The organism is Periweissella fabalis (assembly GCF_012396505.1).
In the GTDB taxonomy this organism is placed as follows: domain Bacteria; phylum Bacillota; class Bacilli; order Lactobacillales; family Lactobacillaceae; genus Periweissella; species Periweissella fabalis.
The window spans coordinates 53,831-75,793 of record NZ_JAAXPN010000002.1; the positions used below are offsets into that span (position 1 = coordinate 53,831).

The following is a 21,963-nucleotide window of genomic DNA, read 5'->3' on the forward strand; positions in this document are numbered from 1 at the left end:
AGGCTGTGGTGCCGAAAACTTATTATATACTGCCTAGAGCTGACGCTAAGCGAAGAACGGAGATGCAAGCATGCAAGAAGGTACACCAATTATTGAATTTAAGAATGTCAATAAAGTTTATCCTAATGGAACAGTAGGACTTGATAACATTAATTTAACGATTAACAAAGGTGAATTTGTAGTTATTGTTGGGCTATCAGGAGCCGGTAAGAGTACATTATTACGAGCCGCAAATCGCCTCCATGATGTTTCAGATGGAGAAATTTTGATTGATGGTCAATCAATTGTTTCAGCTAAAGGTAAGCAATTACGTGAAGTTCGCCGTAACATTGCGATGATTTTCCAAAATTTCAATTTAGTAAAACGCTCAACCGTTGAGAAAAATATTCTGAATGGTCGTGTCGGTTACTACCCAACTTGGAAGACGATTTTTGGTCTATTTTCAGCTGCCGATAAGCAACAAGCAGCGGCTAACTTACAACGAGTTAACTTAGGTGAAAAGCTTTACTCACGTGCCGATGAATTATCTGGTGGACAACAACAACGGGTGGCAATTGCGCGGGCCTTAATGCAAGAACCCAAGATCATGTTGGCTGATGAACCAATTGCTTCGCTTGATCCACGAACAACGATGATGGTTATGGATGATTTGAAGAAGTTAAATGAAGAGCTCGGAATTACTGTGGTAGTTAACTTACACAGTGTGAGCTTAGCCAAGCAATATGCTTCACGAGTTGTTGGCTTGCGTGCTGGTAAATTAGTATACGATAAGCAAATCGGTGATGTTCAAGATGGTGACTTTGACGAAATTTACGATGGTAAGAACCAAGAAGTAAAGGAGGCCTAAGATGAACACCATTCCCAAAAAATCTTTTGCCCAAAAGTGGCATGTAAAAGCGATTGTTTGGACTGTGATTGTCTTAGCGCTATTCATCGCTTCATGCTCAGTAACTGGTGTTGATGTTGGCGTATTTTTAACCGGCTTCAACCAATTTATGCAAATTTTTTATGAAATGTTGAAACCTGACTGGTCATATGTGCCATTCACAGTTCAACCAATCATTCAAACAATTCAAATGGCTCTAATTGGAACTTTAATTGGTTCAATTGTAGCTGTGCCATTTTCAGTATTAGCCGCCCGCAATATTGTAACTAACCCGGCAATTCGTGGAATAATTCGATTCATTTTAAACCTTGTACGGACTTTACCTGACTTAATGCTAGCCGCAATTTTCGTTGCTGTTGTTGGGATTGGGCCAATGGCTGGGGTCTTGACATTAGCGATTTTTAGTTTTGGGATGATTTCAAAACTATTTTATGAAGCGATTGAAACCATTGACATGGGGCCAATTGAAGCGTTAACAGCAGCTGGGGCTACTAAGACCCAAGTTGTTTGGTTTGCGGTGTTACCACAAGTTTATAACCACTTCTTAAGTTACTTCTTGTACACTTTTGAAATCAACGTACGGGCATCAACGATTCTTGGATACCTTGGTGCCGGTGGGATTGGGGAATTACTCCAACGTTCATTGGGACAATTCCGCTATGACCGGACCGCCATCGTTGTTATCGGCACATTCATCGTAGTGGTTGTTGTTGATACCTTAAGTAACCAATTACGGGAGCGTTTACAATAATGACAATTAAGAAAACATTTTGGCAAAAATATGAAGCCTGGATCTGGGCATTAGTATTTGTTTTAATTTATATCTGGGCCTTTTCTGGTATTCCAGCTACTGGGATTCAAGCTGTAGCCGGTGAAGTTACCAAGTCAATCCTTAATGGGATGTTACATCCGGATTTTAGTTATGTATATACTGGTGATGGTGAAGATTTAGTTTCTTTGTTACTCCAAACATTAGCGATTGCTTTTGCGGGGACGTTAGCATCGGCAATCTTTAGTATTCCGTTTGCCTTTTGGGCCGCCCGAATGAAAAAAGGTGGTATCCACTTTACATCAAGTACAGGGAAATTATTCTTAACAATTGTGCGGACATTTCCTGAAATTGTGATGGCAATCATGTTCATTAAAGCCGTTGGTCCCGGACCATTTGCTGGGGTTTTAGCAGTATCATTTCACTCAATTGGGATGCTAGGGAAGTTATTTGCTGAAGCAGTTGAAGAAATCGATCGCCGCCCAGCTGAAGCAATCATTGCAGCTGGTGGAACGCATTTTGATGTGCTAATTCACGCAACAATTCCGGCAGTAATTCCTGAATTTATTTCATTAACACTATACCGATTTGAAATCGCAGTACGTTCGGCATCAATTCTTGGATTGGTTGGAGCTGGTGGAATCGGTGCACCATTGATTTTTGCTATTGGAACCCGTTGGTGGCCACGAGTTGCCATCATTTTATTGGGAATTATCGTGATGGTGACGGTAATTGACTTCCTTTCAGGATACCTTCGTAAGAAACTCGTTTAAAATTTAACTTGGGATAGAAGGAGAAATCCATGAAAATTATCTTATTATCAACTAGTGATGTGCACGGTTATTTCATGCCCACCAACTTTGCTAGTCGTGATACTGTGACTGATTTTGGCTTAGCGCGTGCGGCCACAGTTATGGCTGATATTAAAACACATGCCAATAGTGATGACTTTGTGATTATGATTGAAAATGGTGACTTTATTCAAGGCTCACCATTGACGAATTACATTGCAAAATTTGATCGCTCAGCGGCAACTATTTATGATCAAGTTGCTAAGCAAACGGGGTATGATGTTCGGGTATTGGGTAACCATGAATTCAATTATGGGATTCAATATATTAAAGATGCTATTCCTGCTAATAGTAATGTCTTAAATGCCAACATTTTAGCCCAAGATGACCAACCATTTATTGGCAAGCCATATACTATTTTGGAACATAATGGCGTCAAAGTTGGAATTCTAGGGTTAACAACTGATTACATCCCCCATTGGGAAAAACCAGGTAATATTGAAGGTTTGAAATTTGAAGACGTTGTGGCAACCGCCAAACGTTACGTACCAATTCTACGTCAAGAAGCGGATGTCGTGGTGGTTGCTTATCATGGTGGCTTTGAAGCAGATTTGAAAACAGGTGAACCTGATGGTATGCAAACTGGTGAAAATGCCGGTTATCGTTTGCTAAAAGAGGTTGAAGGTATTGATGCTTTAGTATCAGGGCACCAACACCGGTCAATTGCGCAAATTGTTAAGGGGACACCAGTAACGCAACCAGGTTATCGGGGTGATCACGTTGGGGCAATTACTTTAGAACTTGATGATGACTTACAAATTACCAAGCAAGCTGCCCAATTAATTAGTACGCGCGGTTTCAAAATTGATGAAGGAATTGCGAATTTGGCAGTACCATTAACGGCGAAACTTGAGGATTGGTTAGATTCACCAATTGGGCATGTTAAAGGTGACATGCTGGTGAAAAATCCATTGAGTGAACGAGCTCATGGTAGTGCTTATTTAGCCTTTATTAATAAAGTCCAAATGGACGCAGTGGGGACGGATATTGCAGGAACAGCATTATTTAACGATGATGTTCCTGGATTTAGTCCGGAAGTTACCATGCGTGATATTGTGACTAGTTATGTCTTTCCTAATACGGTGGCAGCTGAAAAGATTTCGGGTGCCGATATGAAGGCTGCATTAGAACGGAATGCATCATACTTTACAGTAGTTAATGGTGAATTACAGGTTAGTCCAAAGTTCTTGGAACCGAAAGTTGAGCATTATAACTATGACTATTGGAGCGGAATTGACTATAGCTTTGATGTAAGTAAGCCTGTTGGTCAAAGATTAGTATGTCTACGCTATCATGGGGTCGATGTTGCTGATGATGACGAATTAGTCGTAGCCATTAATCAATATCGGGCCGTTTCTGGTGGGGATTATATGATGTTTGATGCCTCTAAGATTGTGGCAGAAAATCCAGCTGACATTACTGACTTAATTGCTGATCATTTTGCAACGCATGCTGAAGTTGAGGCTAAAGTGCCGGTTAACTTGCGGACAAGTGGATATAGTTATATGAAGATGTAGAGCGTGAGCCCAACCGGGAAATAGCGAGCACTACTGACAATTAGCAAAAGATACGGTCTTGGTATCTTGCTAATTGTCAGTAGGCGGAGCTGTTTGGTTGGGCGAACGCGTTTAAGCTGCCACTGCCTAGGACCCACGTCCACCCACATACCTATATCAAAAAAACAGCCAAATTTGGCTGTTTTTTATTTTCCATATCGCTCCAAATTAGGTGTGGCCATATTTTAACGCGTGACAACTGATTTCTTTATCGCACCCATTGGTTGGAAGTGCTAGAATGAAAAGGATTATTCAAACGAATATTAGTGATAATAAGTTATTAAATAAATGAGTGAGGAGTTAGCTATGGCGCCGAAAAATAATCTGGCCACCATCTTTTTTGCATACCATGAATTTGCCGAAGTCGCCGATTTTACGGCTTTTAATTTAAATAAAAACCAGCATCGAATTTTATTTCTAGCGGAGTTAGTTCCGGGGTTAACGATTAAACAATTGTTGGAAACACTGCGAATCTCTAAGCAAGCATTCAACGTGTTATTTCGTAATTTAGCGGAACGTGATTTAGTATATTTAACCCCCGATCCACAAGATAAACGGAGTAAGGTGATTAATTTGACACCTGCGGGACTAACAATGATTACAGAAATTAATCGTGGTCAAGCTGCCATTATTGATGGCATCTTAGCCGAGAATAATGGCGATTGGGGTTTAGCACTACATCAATTAGCCAGTATGTATCTCACCCATATGCAAGAATAAACCGGTATACTAGAGGCAGTGAGATGAAAGGTGTTGAGCGGCCTTTTTTAAACACGCTTTAGGATTACTTTGCTGCCAAAACGTGCGCCAACAACCAACTAGTTTCGTCTAACTAATAATGTTTAGTCCCCCAGACCGTAACTAAAACCTTGTTGCGTTAGTCCTCACTAGTTCCCGGTTACTGTCGCACTCTTTTGTTAATCATTAAGAAAAGTGTAAGAGAAAGGTCAATCAAGTTGACTTATTTCAAGTTTGGGATTAAGATACTCAGTATATTAAATAAATAGAGAACAGTAATTTGAATGTTCACGGAGGAACTATAGTTATGTCAGATACACAACGTTATGGTGCCGACATTGTTGCCGACAGCCTTGTAAACCACGGAGTTGACCTTGTTTTTGGGATTCCTGGTGCTAAAATTGATCGTTTATTCGAACGTCTTGACCATCCAAAGCCTGGCCAAAAGTCACCTAAATTAATTGTGGTTCGTCATGAACAAAGTGCTGCCTTCATGGCTCAAGCATTTGCCCGAATTACTGGTAAAACTGGTGCAATGATTGCCACTTCAGGTCCTGGGGTTGGTAACTTAGCTACTGGATTGATGACTGCCAATGCTGAAGGGGATGCGGTGATTGCTATTGGTGGTCAAGTTCCTCGTAAGGACTTATACCGTTTGACACACCAAAGTACACCATCAGCACAATTATTTGCTCCAATTACTCGTTTTAGTGCTGAAATTCAAGATGAAAAGAATATTTCAGAAATCATGAGTAACGCATTTGCCGCAGCTAATGGCGACAAGCGTGGTGCGGCTTTTGTTAGCCTTCCACAAGATATTGATGATGCTCCTGTTGACTTTGAAGCTCTTCCAGTAGCAGCCCCAGCACGCATGGGGGCCGCTGCAACTGAAGATATCGCAACTCTTGCCCAACGTATCAAGGACGCTAAGTTGCCAGTTATCTTAGTTGGTCAACGTGGTTCTGATGATGCTACTGTGGCTGCATTACACAGCTTGTTACACAAGTATGCTTTGCCAGTTGTAGAAACTTTCCAAGGTGCCGGTGTGATTTCACGTGACCTTGAAGAACAATCATTCTTTGGTCGAATTGGTTTATTCCGTAACCAAACTGGTGATAAATTACTTAGCCAAAGTGATTTAGTGATTACTTTAGGTTACGATGCTATCGAATACGAACCACGTAACTGGAACAAAGAAGGTCACTTAAACATTGTGACCGTTGATACAGCAGTTGCTCAAATCGACAATAACTACTTGCCACAAATGCAATTAATCGGTGATATGGCGGCAACTTTGAAGGCCTTGGAAGCTGACCTTGATGGTTACCAAGTTCCAGCGGCAGCCCTTGAAACACTTAAGGGTCTTAAAGCTGAATTGGAAGCTGCACAAGAACCAACTTTTGAACCAAGCGACAGCACATTAAGCCACCCAATTGCGATTGTCAAAGCAATTCAAGAGCACGTGACTGATGATATGACCGTTTCAACTGATATTGGTTCACACTACATCTGGATGGCTCGTCACTTCCGTTCATATGTTCCTCGTCACTTCTTGATTAGTAATGGTATGCAAACACTTGGGGTTGGTCTTCCATGGGCGATGACGGCTGCAATGGTTCGCCCAAATGCTAAGTCAGTTTCTGTATCTGGTGATGGTGGGTTCTTCTTCTCAGGAGCTGAACTTTCAACTGCTGTTGAATTAGGCTTAGAAACAGTCTCAATCGTGTTTAATGATAAAGCACGTTACAACATGGTTGAATTCCAAGAAGAAAACAAATACAACGGTGAATCAGCTGGGGTCCAATTTGCCCCAATCGACGTGGTTAAGTTTGCTGAAAGTTGTGGTGCCAAGGGTCTACGTGTTGAATCAGCTGATCAATTAAACGCAGTCTTAGATGAAGCTTTTGCTACTAAGGGTCCAGTGGTTGTTGACGTACCAGTTGATTACTCACACAACAACGAATTAGCTGCACAAATCATTAACTCACAATTAGGATAATTAAAATATAAAAATTCCCGACTGAATGTTTAAACTCAGTTAGGATAGCCTCTTAGTTGATAAATTTCATTTATTAACTAAGAGGCTTTTTGGTATGCCAAGAAGTAAATCCAGTGTTAGCAAACAAACGCTAAAGGTCCTTATTAATGCGTATAAATCAATATTAACGATTGCTACGGATAACTAGTTACAAGCACTTTTTGTATACCATAACCTTAGTTATGCTAGGATTAACTTAAGTGCGTATTTTTTGATTATCTTACCGCTACCTTCACGCGAGGCTGTCGCCCATCTGATGACCCGCGCTATAATTTAGTTCCGTTCACTGCGTTACTCTAATCTGTCTGGGCAATATAGGCTTAGTATTTTTCAATTACCGTATTCAGATGTTTTATGATCGCCTTGCTGATACTCATCAAAATGGGCATTAATAAATAATAAAACAGGCTGAAGAGTTCTTCTTTAGCCTGTTTTTGGAATTACTCAAATATGATTATAAAAACTATATAATGTGCTTTATCTTTAGATAAGTTAAGGCTATATTTGTTATAAATATATAAAGTCAAAATAGCGAAAATGGAGGATTTATATGGCAGTAGAGATAGATGAAAGTAATAGTAACAACCCGAGTCGGGCATCACGACAAGTATTAGGGATTTTGATGCTTGGAACTTTTATCGGTTTTTTGAATCAAACCTTGATGAATACGGCCTTGCCAAGTATTATGGCTGATTTTCATATTACAGCCGCGTTAGGACAATGGTTAACCAATGGGTATATGTTAGTTAATGGTGTGATGGTCCCATTAACGGCCTTTTTAATCCAACGTTTTACAACGCGGCAATTATATTTATCGGCATTAACTATTTTTGGGATTGGAACTTTAATTGCGGGATTGGCGCCAAATTACCCAGTCTTGATTACTGGGCGGATGATTCAAGCAATGGGGGGTGGGATTTTTGGCCCCTTGATGAATGTAGTTATTATGAAGCTTTTTAGCGTTGAACATCGTGGCCGTGCAATGGGAATTATCGGTTTAGCACTTAACTTTGCACCGACTTTAGGGCCTACGGTATCTGGTTGGATTGTGACTTATACAAATTGGCGCAATTTATTTTTCATGGTTGCGCCCTTAATTTTTTTGGATTTAATTTTTGCCTTTTTTAAACTACGCAATATTGGCGAGCAAAAATTTTTGAAATTTGACTTTCTAGGGGTTGTCTTATCTAGTTTAGGACTGGGCTCATTGTTAGTTGGTTTTTCAAATGCAGGGACAGGTGACTGGGGTGCCTTTGCTGTTTGGGGATATATTTTAATTGGTATGATAATTACAATGGCATTTGTTTATCAACAAACGCATGCCAAGCTACGATTAGTTAACTTCAATGTCCTTAAATACCGGCAATTCAATGTTGCCATCATTATTAATGTCGTCTTGATGATTGCTTTATATGGTGGCGCAATTTTGCTACCATTGTATATGCAAGTCGTAATGGGGCGCTCAGCGTTTGAATCAGGATTAGTATTGCTACCAGGTTCGTTAATTACCGCTTTGTTGTCACCAATTAGTGGGACATTATATGATAAATATGGCGCTCGAAATTTGACCTTGGTGGGCTTATTGATTAATGCTGTCGGGACAATTATGCTCGGCTTACTGAATATGGATAGTAGCATTTTATATATTATGTTATGGCAAGTTATTCGGCAAGTCGGCTTAGTGATTGTTACAATGCCAATTCAAACAGAAGCTTTTAGTGCTTTACCAATTCAAATGGTGGCGGATGGTTCGGCAATGTTTACCACCATTCGTCAATTAGCTGCTTCCTTTGGGACGGCAGCATTAATAACAATTATGTCCTTAGTTGCGCAACAAGCAGCGCATGGTGGGGTTGTGGCACCAGCACATCAACTAGTCGGCATTCAAGTGACATATTTTGTCGCCACTATTTTAGTTTTAATCGCTGCTGGGTTAACACGCTTGCTAAAAGCCGATGGACATTATCGCCCAGCTGATGATCGTGTTATGTAGAATGGAGTAAAAAATGGCAAAGAAAACCAAATTAAAAAAGACTTTAGCTGAACAGATGCTTGATAAAGCAAAGGTTAGTTATGAAACAATCGTTTTTCCAACCCACGATGATCATGGAGTTGCACGCTTTGATCATGGTGATACAGATGAACATCAAATTTATAAAACATTAGCTTTAATGGGTAATGTTACCGGTCCAGTAGTTGGATGTGTACCTTTAGATGTCCATTTATCTGAAAAGAAATTAGCCCAGGCATCTGGTAATAAAAAAGTTGAGATGATTCCGCTCAAAGATTTAGTCAAAACAACGGGCTATGTTCATGGTGCTAATAATCCAGTTGGTATTTGGCAAACGAAACATTTTCCAATTTTTATTGATCAAGTTGCTTTAGACATGGGTGAAATTATTGTTTCAGGTGGTGAACTTGGCCGTTCAATTAAAGTTGATGCCAAACAATTGGCGGCATTTACCCATGCTGAATTTGTTGATTTAACACGGCATGAAGAATAAGGAGTCAGACAATGGAGATGATTAATGGATGTGGTAACAACTATAGTACAATTGCGGCATTTGCAGCGAATGTTTTAAAGCATGATACTAGTGGTCATGATTTTAGCCATATTAAACGGGTTGTTCAAACTGCCGGGCGAATTTTGGAGACAGAACCAACCGCTGACCGGTTTATTGTGATTGCCGCAGCTTATTTGCATGATACGTATGATGAAAAGCTATTTGATGATCAGGCTGCCGCTAAAGCTAAAGTTGTTAAATTTCTAACTAGTATCAACGTGACTAAAGATGATCAACGGGCTATTTTTACAATTATTGATAATATGAGCTGGTCTAAATCATTAACAAGTACGGCCAAACCGCTTGATATTAATGGCCAGATTGTGCAAGATGCAGATCGCTTAGATGCGATTGGCGCGATTGCCATTGCACGAGTCTTTGTCTATGGCGGTCATGTCGGTAGTAAGATGTATGATCCAAGTATTAAACCACGTACCAACATTAGTAAAGAGGCATACCGCAATCAAGATGAAAGTACGATGATTAATCATTTCTATGAAAAGCTCTTACGCTTGGTTGATTATTTGAACACGGATTATGCTAAGCAAATCGGGCAAAAGCGGCAACAAATTATGCTAAATTATCTTAATGATTTTAAACGTGAATGGGATGGCATGGATTTATAAGGGTGAATGCTTTCGGAAATTGGTAGCTTCAATGAAAAAATTGGGTATCATTTTAAATAACGGTGGTCACACCAATTTATTTAGACTATAATATTTTATGTAGGCAAATATTAAGACATAGATAATACAAAGAAGTGAAAGGAAAACTTCATGGCTGACGTGATCTATATGCAGGTGTTGCATGACTTGAAGAAACGCATTTATAGTAATGAATTTCCTGATAAGAAATTACCAGACGAACGCTCATTAGCAGAGAGTTATGGGGTAAGTCGTTCATCGATCAAACGCGCCCTTAATATCTTAGCCGGGCAAGGAATTATTTTTAAAAAGCGCGGTTCAGGGACATTTGTTAATCCGTTATATTTAAAAAATCAACCAATTTTTCACAATGAAGGTTCAAACCTTGGGGTAACAGATAGTTATCGAATTGATGGGCGAGCACCTTCAATTGAGCTTCTTAATTTTCAAGTCATCCCCGCGGATGAAGATTTACAGCAAGCATTATTTTTATCGCCCGGTGATTTTGTGTATCAATTGCAACGTTTACGGCGTTTAGATGGGGAACCATTTATGATTGAAAATGGGTTTATTCCGATTAAAGTTTTACCAGAACTGGGGATGGATAATGTCACTAATTCAATTTTTAATTTTGTAGAAGATACTAAAAAGAAATCCGTGACAAAATCTTTTATGTCAGTCATGGCGGAACCGTCAACTGAGCGCGATCGACAACTATTAGGCTTATCTGAAACAGAGCCGGTTGGTGTAATGGAAGGAATCTTTTTCCTTGATGATGGAACACCATTTGAAGTTTCATCGATGCGTTTGCACTACAAATATATGAAATACAATGCATTTGTAAGCTTAGATTCAGAATAATTAAAATAGTTAATAAAATAGTAATCAACTAGCATACATAAGGCGGGCAAGGCTAAGAATACTAGTAAAAAAGCTGGGAAAATTTATTTTTCCAGCTTTTTTTGTCGACATTTCGAATATATCGGACTTCTGGGACACATTTTGATAACGCAAAGAGCTACTAAAATTTACTGTTGGTTTAGAGTGCTTGATATTAAATTAGCTTTTAGGTTTATTATTAAAAAAACTAATAATAAATCTAAAGAATATACCTGCTTTATAACTTATTAGCGTGAAAAATAGCTATTTTGGGGTTTTAATTAAAGCTAATTTCGATTAATGCCGCAATTTTATAATTGTAAAATATTACTAAAATGATAATAAACCTTGATTTAAAGCCGTTTCATTAGATTGAACAGCTTTTTGATAAAATAGTAATAATTGCTAATTATTATTTACTTATTTAATAATACATTTTTATTATAAGAAAGCGTTTACATTTTAACAATTTAGCATTACAATTTATTTTGTTAATTAAATAGATAAAAATGATGGATTTTTAGGAGGACGGGGTCTTGATGTTAGGAAGTATTGAAGCAGGTGGAACTAAATTTGTATGTGCGGTCGGTAACGATGATTACCGCACCCAAGAGATGACTAGTTTCCCAACAACAACACCAGCTGAAACATTGGCACAATGTGTCGCATTCTTTGCTAAGTTTGATGATTTGAAAGCAATTGCAATCTCATCATTTGGGCCTATCGAACTTCGCAAGAATTCACCAAAGTACGGTTACATTACCAATACGCCTAAGCCAGGCTGGGCAGATACAAACTTTGTTGGTTATATCCAAGAACATTTGAATAATGTACCAGTTTACTGGACAACTGATGTTAACGGATCAGCTTATGGTGAATATGTCATGTCAACATTGGCTAATGAAAAGCTTGATTCATTAGTTTACTACACCATCGGAACTGGAGTTGGAGCAGGGATTGTGATTGATGGGCACTTTGTTGGTGAAACAGGTCACCCCGAAATGGGCCATGTGAGTGTTAAACGCCACCCTGATGACCTTGACTTTGCCGGAATTTGCCCATTCCATGGCGATTGTTTGGAAGGCCTTGTTGCTGGACCAACTTTTGATGCACGGCTTAACAAGCCCGGCCGTGAAGTGCCATTAGATGATCCAACCTGGGACATTATGGCCTACTACATTGCCCAAGCAGCAATGCAAACAACCTTAACTCTTCGCCCAGGCAAAATTGTCTTTGGTGGCGGTGTGGTTAGTGAAGCCTTCTTGGAAAAAATTCGTGATCAATTTAAAACCTTGATGAATGATTATGTTCAAGTTGGTGATTTAAAGCGTTACCTTGTCATGCCTGCTTTGAAGTCAAATGGTTCAGCTACATTTGGTGATTATGCATTAGCACTTAAGGAGTACCAAGAGTAAGTCGTAGTTTAATAACAAACGTAGATTAATAGAAAAGAAGGAGAGACACACGATGAAAGCTTTAGTTTTAACAGATATTAAAAAGATGGAAATTCAAGATATTGAAAAACCAACACCAAAACCATATGAAGTTCTTATTGAAGCAAAATATGCCGGAATTTGTGGGACTGACCATGCCTTGTATAATGGTTTACCAGGTTCAGCACCAGCGGTACCACCAATTGTTTTGGGGCATGAAAACTCAGGAATTGTTGCAGCAGTTGGTGAAGGTGTAACTAATGTTAAAGTTGGCGATCATGTCAGTGTTGATCCAAATATCTATTGTGGCCAATGTCAATATTGTCGGACGGGCCGAAAGGAACTTTGTGAACACTTATCAGCAGTTGGGGTAACACGTAATGGTGGCTTGGAAGAGTACTTTACGGCACCTGCTGCACAAGTATACGTTGTACCTGAAAATGTTGATTTAAAGGCTGCTGCGGCTATTGAACCAATCTCATGTGCAGTCCATGGAATTAAGATGTTGAATTTAACACAATACCAAAAGGCCTTAGTTATTGGTGATGGTTTTATGGGACAATTATTTGTTCAAATCTTACGAGCTTATGGTGTTGGTAGTGTTGATTTGGCTGGGATTTTTGATGATAAATTAGCCCTCAACAAGGAACGTTTCGGGGTGCGCAAGACGATTAATACAACTAAAGAAAGTATTCCTGCTGAATATGATATCGTGATTGAAGCCGTTGGTTTGCCACAAACCCAAGAACAAGCAATTGAAGCAACGGTCAAAGGGGCCCAAGTTTTGATGTTTGGGGTTGGTAAACCTAATCAAACATTCAAGATGAATACTTATGAAGTCTTCCAAAAGCAATTAACGATTCAAGGTTCATTTATTAATCCAGACACTTTTGAAGACTCAATTGCATTGTTAGCAAATGGTAAATTAGATATTTTACCATTGATTAGTCATGAACCATCATTGGCCGAGGTAACACAATACCTTGAAGGTGAAGTTAAGGGAGTAAGTAAAGCAGTCGTTAAAGTGGGTGAATAAATGTATGCTAAAAGTCAAGCAACACCTACCATAACAACGGCACCGCGTACAATATCAATGGCCCAATCACTGATATTTTTTGTAATATCATTAGTGATTAATTCCGTTGGTAATGTCTTAACGCTTGTTACTAGTGCTAAAATTCATCCGGGCTTTTTAGGCTCGGCTTACTGGACGGCAGCTACTGCTAATTTAGCGAATGCGATTGGGTTTAACTTATTTTGGGCCTTCTTTATCGTTGGTATATTGACAATTATATTAAATGCGATTTTAATGGGCCATTTTTCATTGAAAAAAGCGCTAGGTAATTTAGCCTTTATGTTGCCCTTTTCAGCATTGATTCAAGTATTTTCCGATTTCTTTTTAGGAAAATATGCTACGATTTTTGCCGGGATGCCAGATGCAACAACACCAGTGATGATTGGGTTGTATGTTGCCCTTAACTTTGTTGGAGTGGCTTTAATTGCTATTGCTATTTCAATTTATCAACGGGTCAACTTAGTATTACACCCGGCTGATGATTTAATGCAGATTTTACGCTTTAAATACTTTAATGGGCATGCGGCTAAAGCAATGTGGGCTTCATATATTCCACCAACAATTTTGGCAGTAATTGCCTTGGTGATTACACGTAGCTTTACTAACTTTGGTTTAGGCACAATTTTTGCCTTTTTATTCCAAGGTGGAATTACAGGAATCGCTGATCGATTCGTATTTCCTAAGTTAAAGCACCAAGCAGTAGAAGTTAGCTCTAAATAAAAAAATAGGAGTAAGCAAATGGCGATTAATGAATATGTAACTGGAATTCAACATATTGGAATTCCAACTGATGATTTGCAAGCAACAATTGCATTCTATGAAGCTTTAGGTTTCAAGCAAGCAGGGTTATTTCCAAACGGGGCGAACCAATGTGTCTTTATGAAGCTTGATAATGTTGTGATTGAATCATGGACGGGGGATGCCGTAACTAAGACTAACGGCGCCATTAACCACATTTCCCTTGATACAACTAACATTGAGGGTACCTTTGCAGCGGTGCAAGCAAAAGGCTTAGAATTAATTGATCACGAAATTCAAAGCATCCCATCATTTTGGGCGCATGGTATTAAATACTTCAATATCTTAGGCCCAAACCATGAAGTGATTGAATTTTGTCAAATTCTCACTGACTAAGGTCTAGCAAAGCTTGGCCCTCCTTAAATAAAAATTATGTAAATCCTCTTGCAGATTAATGAATCTCAGGGGGATTTTTTGGTATCCCTAAAGGGTTTAAAACGACAAAAAATAGTGGTTTAAGTTATACTTGTCACAGATATTAAATTAAATAGTATTGCAGATTTAGGGCAATATTAATTAACTTGTTTATGAAAATTTGTTTATTTGGGGGAATAAATATGGAAACTAAAGTCCGTTTCAAAATGTATAAATCAGGTAAATTGTGGTTGGTTGCGGGGGTTGCAGTCTTAGGGGTAACCGTTACGACCAATCCAACGCAAGTTCATGGGGATGAACTAACTACGGCAGCAACGGCCACTAGTAGTACGCCAGTGGGGGCAAGTGGTGCACCACAAACGCCAATAAGTGCAGCTACTAGTAATGCGGCCCCGGCTACTAGTGTGAGTGGCACACCAAGTTCAGCAGCGCCCAACTCAACGGCGAGTGTGGCACCAAGTTCAGCAACCCCCAACTCAACGGCGAGTGTGGCACCAAGTTCAGCAGTGCCCAGCTCAACGGCGAGTGTGGCACCAAGTTCAGCAGTGCCCAGCTCAACGGCGAGTGTGGCACCAAGTTCAGCAACCCCCAACTCAACGGCGAGTGTGGCACCAAGTTCAGCAGCGCCCAGCTCAACGGCGACAAGCCAAGCACCTAGCAGTGTGGTCGCTAAAGTAACGAGTGGAGCCCCTAAAACAGTGGTTAAAGCACCCAATGCAAAACCTAAGGCAGCACCGACCAAAGTAGCAACACCTAAAGCGCAAGTGTCATATCAAGAATTAGTTAAACGATTTACCGCCGTCGCCCCTAAAGCCGGGGCAATCGAACTAACACAAGTTAATAAGACTAATTTTTTGGATTACTTTAAATTAAACGGTTCAGCGACTTATGATGCCAATACGGGGATTGTGACGTTGACCCAAGATATTCGTGACCAAGTCGGGAACTTTTCTTTAAAGAGTAAAATTGACTTGAACAACGACTTTACCCTAACCGGTTCAATTAACCTAGGTAAGAAAACGTCTGGGGCTGGGGGCGCCGATGGGATTGCCTTTGCCCTGCACACCGGGAGTACCGATGATGTTGGTAATTCAGGGGGGAACTTAGGGATTGGTGGTTTGCAAAATGCGATTGCCTTTAAGCTAGATACGTACCACAATGATTACCAAAATCCTAATATTGCCAAACCTGGGGAACAAATTAAACCTAATCAATCTAATGGCTTTGGTTGGGCTAATGATCCAGCCGATGCCGCAAAACAATTTGGGGCGATTGTGCGGACCGAAAATCGGCAGATAATGGCAACTGATGGCCGTTACTATCAACGGTGGTGGGCTGTGACGGACACAACTTTAGTCCAAGGCTTAGATGCTAGTGATTTGAATGGTCAATTCCACGATTATTCAGCCCATTACGATAGTGCAACGAAAATGGTCACAATTAAATTCACTGAAACTAGTGGCAAAATTTTGACTTGGACAACTAAAATCAGTAGTCCCCAAGATGTGATGGCAATGATTGTTTCAGCGTCAACCGGGGCTAATACTAACTTACAACAATTTAAAATTAACAGTTTTACGTTTAATCAAGCCGCGACGGTCGATGTAAAATATGTCGATACCAAGGGTAATCCGTTAGCCAAAGGAACCGTTACGTATCCGAATGGCCCTTACAAAAACGGTACATATCAAACAACGCAATTAAATATTGCCGGTTATAAATTCTTACGACTCGATAATGGTTCTGCAACTGGTACGGCAAGTATTGCAACGAGTGGTCAGTTAGGGGAACCTGGTGATAACGGGGATGTAATTTATGTTTACGCACCAGATTACCAAGCCGCAACTAAAACAATCAATGAAACGATTAAATACGTTGATGCCAATGGCAAAACTTTGGCCGCCAGTGTTAAAGGAACACCGTTAACTTTTATGAAGGTCACTAATCCGGTTGATAATACGGTTAAAGTATACCTCGCCAAAAATGGTGTAACCGATCAGACATTGAAAGAAGATGGGACGCCCGTCGACAAGAATTGGGTCTTGGCTTCAAATGCCGATTTTGCGGCCGTTACTAATCCCGTGATTGATAAATATAAAGTTATTAGTACGGATGCGCCGAATAGTGATTTCACCAAGGTGGCCTTACAAACCGTTAAGAGCTCGGATAATGATTTGAACTTTACGGTCGTCTACGGTCCGGCCTATACCCAAACAAGTAAGACGGTTAATGAAACGATTAATTACGTTAATCAAGCTGGAACGGTAATTGCTAACAAGACGACCGCCACGCCGATTAATTTTGTGACCGTCACAAATCCGCTTGATGGCACGCAAATTACGTATTACTCAACGACGACCACCATTGCCAACCTTGATAATGGAGGGGTGCCAAAAGGGGACTGGCATGTTGGCAACCAAACTAATTTTGCAGCCGTTGCCCATCCTAATATTGCCAACTATCAAGTCCTTAGTACGGATGCCCCGAATAGTGATTTGACGCAAGTTAGTGCGCAAACGGTTAGCCCAACGACCAATGATTTGAACTACACCGTCGTCTATGGCCCCGCTTATCAACAAAAAATTAACACGATTCATGCCACGATTAACTATGTTGATTTGAATGGGCAACCGGTGGCTGATAAAAAAGTCGCTGTACCAGTTAACTTTTTGACGGTCACCAATCAACTTGATGGGAGTGCGGTAACTTATTATTCAACAACCGCTACGACGGCGACCTTGGATAAAAATGGCGTCCCAACGGGGGATGCTTGGCAGACTGGTAATCAATTTACATTTGATGCAGTTACCAATCCGCAAGTCGCCAACTACAAAATTATTAGTAATGACGGTGCCAACAGTGACTTGACGCAAGTGGGCACCCAAACTGTCAACCCCAATAGTAGTGATATTAATATTACAGTTAAGTACGCTCCACTCTTTACGAAAACCACCAAAACTGTGACCGAAACGATTCACTACCTCGATAAGGATGATCGGAGCAATGTCTTTCCGGCTAACACCGCGAAGATTTATTTCTTGATGGTGACTAATCCAGTTGATGGCACAACTCAAACATACTATTCAAAAGCGAATGCGGATAGTGCTTTGAATGACTATGGGATCCCAACGGATGGCTTTTGGAATAACAGTGCCACGGCCCCCTTTAGTGAAGTTACCAATCCGATTGTTGGGCATTACAAGATTTTTAGTAATGATGCGCCCAATAGTGATTTGACTGCGGTTACTAAGCAAAGTGTCACGGCTGATAGTGCTGATTTGAATTTTACCGTGTTATACACAAAAGATTTCCAATCAAGTTACACCCAAGCGATTAAACCAATTAACGAAACGATTCACTATATAAATCAAAATGGGACTGAAATTAGTCAAAAAGTGGCTAAGCAAGTCCGGTTTGTAACGATTATGAATGCCAATGATGGCACCGCCAAGACGTATTATTCAACAACGGCGACCACCGCCGATGTTAATGCTGATGGGGTGCCTGATTTAACGCAATGGACCGAAGCCGGGGCCTTTGATTTTGCGGCCGTACTCAATCCTGATATTACGGGTTACCAAGTTATTAGCAACAGTGATAGCCAAGGTGACTTGACCAAAGTTGCCCAACAAACCGTGCTCGTCAACGGAACTGATTTGAACTTTACGGTGGTCTATGCGCCGGCTTATACACAAACGACGAAGACGATTAATGAAACCGTCAATTATGTCGACCAAAATGGTAAAGTAATTCATGCCCAAGCCCAACCAACTGCGGTAACCTTTTTAACCGTAACCGATCCGACTGATAGCACTAAGACGCAAACGTATTATTCATTAACGCAAACGAGTGCGACGTTGGATAATAATGGGGTGCCAAGTGGCGATTGGACGCTTGGTTCGCAACATACCTTTGATGCAATTGCTAACCCAACCCTTGATGGCTATCAAGTTGTTAGCAACGATGCGCCGAATAGTGATTTGACAACGGTGGCTCACCAAAATGTGACGCCAACTAATGATAATCTGAACTACACGGTGGTGTATGCACCGGTTTATACGACTAAAGTGACCACAATTAATGAAACGATTAATTATGTTGACCGTAAAGGTAATGTGGTCGCCACGCAAAAGCATGCCACCCCAATTAACTTTGTAACGGTCACTAATCCCGTTGATGGGATCACGAAGACGTACTATTCAACGACAACCGCTTTATTTACGTTAGATGCCAATGGGGCACCGCAAGGAAGTGATTGGACCCTTGGCAACCAGGCTGATTTTGCGGCCGTAACTAATCCAACCGTTACGAACTATCAAGTAATTAGTACCGATGCTAAAAATAGTGATTTAACGCACGTGGGAACCCAAACTGTGCAAGCTGGGGATGCTGATTTAACGTTAACTGTCGTCTATGCGCCCGCCTATACGCAAACGCCAAAGACATTACATGAAACGATTAATTATATCGATGAAGCGGGGAAAGTGCTCGCTCCCGCTAAGCAAGGTACGCCGATTAACTTTATTACTGTTACGAGTCCGTTTGATGGTAGTACAAAGACGTACTATTCAACGACTGCCACCACGGCTGAATTAGATGATAACGGCGTACCAATGGGGAATGCTTGGACCTTAGGTACGAAAGAAGATTTTGCCGCCGTTACTAATCCAGCGATTAATGGGTACCGCGTAATCAGCAATGATGCGCCCAATAGTGATTTGAAGCATGTGGCGGTGCAAACAGTGGATGTTAAAGATACCGATTTAACCTTTAATGTGGTTTATCAGGCCAACTACACGACGGCTGTTAATACGGTGACGGAAACGATTAACTATGTTGATCAACACGGGGAAGCACTGGTCAAAGATTATGTTGCCACGCCAATTACGTTCTTAGTAGTGACCAGTCCGTTTGATGGCTCAACCAAGACGTATATTTCAACGACCACAACCAAGTTCAAATTGGATACAAATGGCGTGCCCCAAATGGCTGATTGGCAATTAGCGGATAATCCGCAGTTTGATGCGATTGTTAATCCGCAATTTAATGGCTACAAAGTGCTCAGCAATGATGCTCCGAATAGTGATTTAAGCCAAGTTAGCGCCCAAAAGGTCACCCCTGATAGCGGTAATTTGAACTTCACGGTCATCTATGCTCCCGATACGAATGCGCCATACCAAGTGGCCACGAAAACGGTCCGTGAAACGATTGAATATGTCGATCAAAATGGGAATACTTTAGCACCGAAATACCAAAGCTTACCAATTACTTTTATGACCGTTACGAATGTGGCTGACGGTACTAAGACGGTTTATGCTACGGAAACGGCGACGTCAACGTTACTCGATCCAGATGGTAAGCCGCTAGATAAAGATTGGCAAGTTGCGGAGCAGGCACAATATGAGGCGGTCGTTAACCCAACGATTATCGGCTACCATGTGCTTAGCAATTCGGCGCCTGATAGTGATTTGACCCAGGTGGCGGCCCAAGTCGTGACGTCAACAAGTGATGATTTGAACTTCCGGGTTGTCTATGCCCCAGATGAACAACCAGTCGCTTATCAAGCAACGCTAAAAACCGTTCATCAAACCATTCACTATGTTGACCAACAAGGGAATAAACTCGCCGATGCCTATCATGGCCCCGCAATTAATTTCTTAACGGTCACTAATAGTAAAAATGATAGTAAACAAATTTACACATCACGCACCGCGACCGCAACGACTTTAACGGCTAATGGCATACCGGTTGATAGCGGTTGGCAATTAGCTAATTCGGCTGATTTTGATGCCGTTACTCACCCACAAATCAAAGCCTTTAAGGTTATTAAAACAACGGCCAGTGAAAATGATTTACAACGGATTACAGCAAAAACGGTCACTCCAGCTAATGATGATTTAGACTACACGGTCGTTTATGCCCCAGCTTACACAGCTACAACCAAGACGATTACCGAAACGGTACACTATGTTGATACCGAGGGAACCGTGTTGGCAACGCCGGTTACTAACACGCCGGTCCACTTCTTGACGGTGACAAACCCCACGACGGGCCAAGATCAAGTGTACGTATCACGGACCTTAGCAACGGCCATGCTTGGTGAAAATGGCGTGCCAACTGGTGATTGGCAACGGGCATCGCAAGCTGACTTTAGTGCTTTGGCCCACCTTAAGATTCCAGGTTATGTTGTTGATCACGTAAGTGCACCGAATAGTGATTTTCAACAAATTGGCACGCAAACCGTCACTCCAATGAGTGATAATTTGGACTTTACGGTCGTTTATCGTGCCGGCTACACGTATGTTGTCAATCCGTTGAATGAAACGATTCACTATGTTGATCAAAAAGGTAAGCAATTGGCCCCAACTTACGGGGCACCCCAAATTAATGTCGTTGTCGTGACCAGTCCATTTGGCGGGGTTACTCGGACCTTTGTGGCCTTTGGCGATCACTACAACGTGACCTTAAATGGGCATGGCTTACCAATTGGGGATGGCTGGCAAGAAGTCAATGGGGCAACCTTTGATGCGGTCATCCATCCGCAAGTTAAGGGCTACAAAGTCATTAGCAATGATGCCCCAGGTGGTGATTTACGCCAAGTGGGTAGTCAAAAAGTTGATATCAATAGTGAGTCAATGAGCTTCACGGTCGTTTATGCCCCAGCTTACACCGCCACAACTAAGACGATCACCGAAACGATTAAGTACGTTGACCAACACGGTCGTCAAGTTGCACAGTCATACCAAGGCCCCGCAATTACATTCTTAACGGTAACTAATCCTGTTGATGGCAGTGTCAAAATCTACGTGGCACAAGCGGCTAAGTCAATTGCCTTGAATGCAGATGGCACGCCAGTTGATCGCGCTTGGGTCTTAGCTAATAGTAAGGCGTTTGCCGCTGTGACTAATCCGCAAGTTAAGGGTTACCAAGTTATTAGTAATAATGCACCGGCAAGTAGTTTAAGCCAAGTTGGGCAACAATTAGTTACCCGTGCAAGTAATAACCTCAACTTTACGGTGGTTTATGCCAAGACTAAGACCCCAATCACGCCAGTAATTCCACCACATCATGATCCTAATCATCATGTGACGCCAAATTGGCCTGATAAACACGTGACGCCAAAGCATAATGATCCCGATAAAACGACGCCGATTCAAGTGATGCCCGTGGATCCTCAACACCAAATCAATAATGCTGATAAGCATACCCAAACACTCCCAGCCACAGATGAACAAGCAAGTTCAGCTACAATCTGGGCCGGTGTTCTTGGTGTGATTACGGCTGGTTTAGGTTTGTTAGGGATTAAGCGCCGGAACCATGGAAAATAAGTAAATGATGTTACAAATGTTTGTTAGTT

Annotated in this window: 15 protein-coding genes; all 15 read left to right on the top strand. The window is 41.1% G+C overall.

Annotated elements, in window-relative coordinates; translation table 11 throughout:
- Window positions 1-70: 70 nt before the first annotated feature.
- The 15 genes from phnC (at window position 71) to HF964_RS03330 (ending at window position 21,934) form a co-directional block, all read left to right on the top strand.
- Window positions 71-847 carry a phosphonate ABC transporter ATP-binding protein gene (gene phnC / locus HF964_RS03260; protein ID WP_168721628.1) on the top strand — a complete coding sequence of 259 codons (777 nt, stop codon included), beginning with the start codon at window positions 71-73 and terminating at the stop codon, window positions 845-847.
- A 1-nt stretch (window position 848) separates the two neighbouring features.
- Window positions 849-1,637 carry a phosphonate ABC transporter, permease protein PhnE gene (gene phnE / locus HF964_RS03265; protein ID WP_168721629.1) on the top strand — a complete coding sequence of 263 codons (789 nt, stop codon included), beginning with the start codon at window positions 849-851 and terminating at the stop codon, window positions 1,635-1,637.
- Window positions 1,637-2,428: a phosphonate ABC transporter, permease protein PhnE gene (gene phnE, locus HF964_RS03270; RefSeq protein ID WP_168721630.1), complete on the top strand. Its 792-nt coding sequence runs from the start codon at window positions 1,637-1,639 to the stop codon at window positions 2,426-2,428. The genes phnE (HF964_RS03265) and phnE (HF964_RS03270) overlap by 1 nt, the downstream gene beginning before the upstream one ends.
- Window positions 2,429-2,457: 29 nt before the next feature.
- Window positions 2,458-4,023 carry a bifunctional metallophosphatase/5'-nucleotidase gene (locus tag HF964_RS03275; protein WP_168721631.1) on the top strand — a complete coding sequence of 522 codons (1,566 nt, stop codon included), beginning with the start codon at window positions 2,458-2,460 and terminating at the stop codon, window positions 4,021-4,023.
- 345 nt (window positions 4,024-4,368) lie between these two features.
- On the top strand, window positions 4,369-4,782 hold the full coding sequence (locus tag HF964_RS03280; protein ID WP_168721632.1) for a MarR family winged helix-turn-helix transcriptional regulator: 414 nt from the start codon (window positions 4,369-4,371) through the stop codon (window positions 4,780-4,782).
- 325 nt (window positions 4,783-5,107) lie between these two features.
- Complete coding sequence (gene alsS, locus HF964_RS03285; RefSeq protein WP_168721633.1) at window positions 5,108-6,799, top strand: acetolactate synthase AlsS; 1,692 nt, start codon at window positions 5,108-5,110, stop codon at window positions 6,797-6,799.
- 589 nt (window positions 6,800-7,388) lie between these two features.
- Entirely contained in the window at window positions 7,389-8,831 is a 1,443-nt protein-coding gene (locus HF964_RS03290; RefSeq protein ID WP_168721634.1) for an MDR family MFS transporter, read from the top strand.
- A 13-nt stretch (window positions 8,832-8,844) separates the two neighbouring features.
- Complete coding sequence (locus HF964_RS03295; protein WP_168721635.1) at window positions 8,845-9,342, top strand: aminoacyl-tRNA deacylase; 498 nt, start codon at window positions 8,845-8,847, stop codon at window positions 9,340-9,342.
- Window positions 9,343-9,353: 11 nt separating this feature from the next.
- Window positions 9,354-10,028 carry an HD domain-containing protein gene (locus tag HF964_RS03300; RefSeq protein WP_246220236.1) on the top strand — a complete coding sequence of 225 codons (675 nt, stop codon included), beginning with the start codon at window positions 9,354-9,356 and terminating at the stop codon, window positions 10,026-10,028.
- A gap of 150 nt (window positions 10,029-10,178) precedes the next feature.
- The gene (locus tag HF964_RS03305) at window positions 10,179-10,907 is read left to right on the top strand and encodes a GntR family transcriptional regulator (RefSeq protein WP_168721636.1); all 729 of its coding nucleotides are present in this window, start codon (window positions 10,179-10,181) and stop codon (window positions 10,905-10,907) included.
- 554 nt (window positions 10,908-11,461) lie between these two features.
- Window positions 11,462-12,340: an ROK family protein gene (locus HF964_RS03310; RefSeq protein ID WP_168721637.1), complete on the top strand. Its 879-nt coding sequence runs from the start codon at window positions 11,462-11,464 to the stop codon at window positions 12,338-12,340.
- Between the two features lie 52 nt (window positions 12,341-12,392).
- Window positions 12,393-13,394, top strand: a complete 1,002-nt coding sequence (locus tag HF964_RS03315; RefSeq protein WP_168721638.1) for a zinc-dependent alcohol dehydrogenase family protein — start codon at window positions 12,393-12,395, stop codon at window positions 13,392-13,394.
- Window positions 13,395-14,153 carry a DUF6198 family protein gene (locus HF964_RS03320; RefSeq protein WP_168721639.1) on the top strand — a complete coding sequence of 253 codons (759 nt, stop codon included), beginning with the start codon at window positions 13,395-13,397 and terminating at the stop codon, window positions 14,151-14,153.
- A gap of 18 nt (window positions 14,154-14,171) precedes the next feature.
- Window positions 14,172-14,567 carry a VOC family protein gene (locus HF964_RS03325; RefSeq protein WP_168721640.1) on the top strand — a complete coding sequence of 132 codons (396 nt, stop codon included), beginning with the start codon at window positions 14,172-14,174 and terminating at the stop codon, window positions 14,565-14,567.
- Window positions 14,568-14,788: 221 nt separating this feature from the next.
- Window positions 14,789-21,934: a mucin-binding protein gene (locus HF964_RS03330; RefSeq protein ID WP_168721641.1), complete on the top strand. Its 7,146-nt coding sequence runs from the start codon at window positions 14,789-14,791 to the stop codon at window positions 21,932-21,934.
- Window positions 21,935-21,963: the final 29 nt, after the last annotated feature.